The sequence below is a fragment of the Acidovorax sp. BoFeN1 genome (genome assembly GCF_003345135.1).
Lineage (GTDB): Bacteria > Pseudomonadota > Gammaproteobacteria > Burkholderiales > Burkholderiaceae_C > Acidovorax > Acidovorax defluvii.
This window is the reverse complement of the sequence record NZ_QOZT01000166.1, coordinates 1-1335: the sequence shown is the minus strand read 5'-3', so window position 1 is coordinate 1335 and position 1335 is coordinate 1. Positions and strand designations below refer to the sequence as shown.

Here is a 1335-nt window from a genome sequence, read left to right as displayed (position 1 = left end):
TAGCAGGCTGCTGAAATACTCCCCACCGACAGTCCGCGACAGCCGCCCAGCCGCGACAATCAAGCCCCCCACTGACCAGACAGACGAGCCATCCATGCGCGGAGCCGACACCTTCACCGAGAGCCTGTTCACGATGCGCCACCTCGATGACTTCGTGCCCGCCGACCACCCCCTGCGGGTGATCCGCATCATGGTCAACAAGGCCCTGGAGAACATGGACGATCTGTTTGCCCGGATGTATGCGGCCGACATCAAAGGCGGGCGCCCCAGCATTGCCCCCGAGAAGCTGCTGCGCGCCATGCTCATCCAGGTGCTCTACAGCGTGCGCTCGGAGCGCCAGCTCATGGAGCAGACCCAGTACAACCTTCTGTTTCGCTGGTTCATTGGCCTGGCCATGGACGATGCCGTTTGGGTGCCCACCGTCTTCAGCAAGAACCGCGAACGTCTGATCGAGCACGATGCGGTCATCGAGTTCTTCAATCAGATCGTGCAACAAGCCCAGGAGCAGGAACTGCTCTCGGGCGAGCACTTCAGCGTGGATGGCACCCTGATCCAGGCCTGGGCGGGCCACAAGAGTTTTGTGCGCAAAGACCGCCAGGGCGACGACGATACCGACGCGGGCAACTTCAAAGACCAAAAGCGCAGCAACGACACCCACGAGTCCACAACGGACGCGGATGCAAGGCTGTACCGCAAGGGCAAGACGGCCAGTGAGTTGCGCTTCATGGGCCACACACTCACCGACAACCGCCACGGGCTGGTGGTCAGCGCCGTGGTCACACAGGCCGACGGATATGCAGAGCGCGAAGCGGCCAAGGCCATGATCAACGATGCGCGACAGGCACTGCCCGGCGATGACCCCATCACGATCACGCTGGGCGCAGACAAGGGTTACGACGCCAGGGAGTTCATCGACGCGCTGCAAGAGATGAACGTGCTGCCCCATGTGGCGCAGAACAAATCAGGGCGTCAATCGGCGGTGCCTGACAGGATCGCGGGCAGCGAAGGCTACGCCATCTCCCAGCAAAAGAGAAAGCTGATCGAACAAGGCTTTGGCTGGGCCAAGACGGTGGGGCACATGCGCCAGGTGCTGGTGCGCGGGATCAAGAAGGTGGACCAGATGTTTGTGCTGACGATGGCGGGCTACAACCTCACGCGGTTGCGCAGCCTGGGGCAAATCCGTCTGCAGGGGCAGATGTGAAGGCAAAAGGGGCAAAAAAACCGTGCTTTGCGACTGAAAGCAGGCGATTTTGAGGGGTTGACTTTCAGGATACGGAAAAATGCGGCTACGGCCGCTGAACAGGTTCGGACGCTGGGGAGTATTTCAGCAGCCTG

Annotated in this window: 1 protein-coding gene; it reads left to right on the top strand. The window is 61.1% G+C overall.

Translation table 11 applies throughout. The features are described 5' to 3' along the window. Positions 1–94 precede the first annotated feature (94 nt). Positions 95–1201, top strand: a complete 1107-nt coding sequence (locus DTW89_RS19050; RefSeq protein ID WP_114657073.1) for an IS5 family transposase — start codon at positions 95–97, stop codon at positions 1199–1201. The last annotated feature ends 134 nt before the right edge of the window (positions 1202–1335 follow it).

Bases quoted from the DNA above. Each gene is read 5' to 3' on its own strand.
- DTW89_RS19050 (WP_114657073.1), top strand. From the start codon at position 95: ATGCGCGGAGCCGACACCTTCACCGAGAGCCTGTTCACGATGCGCCAC.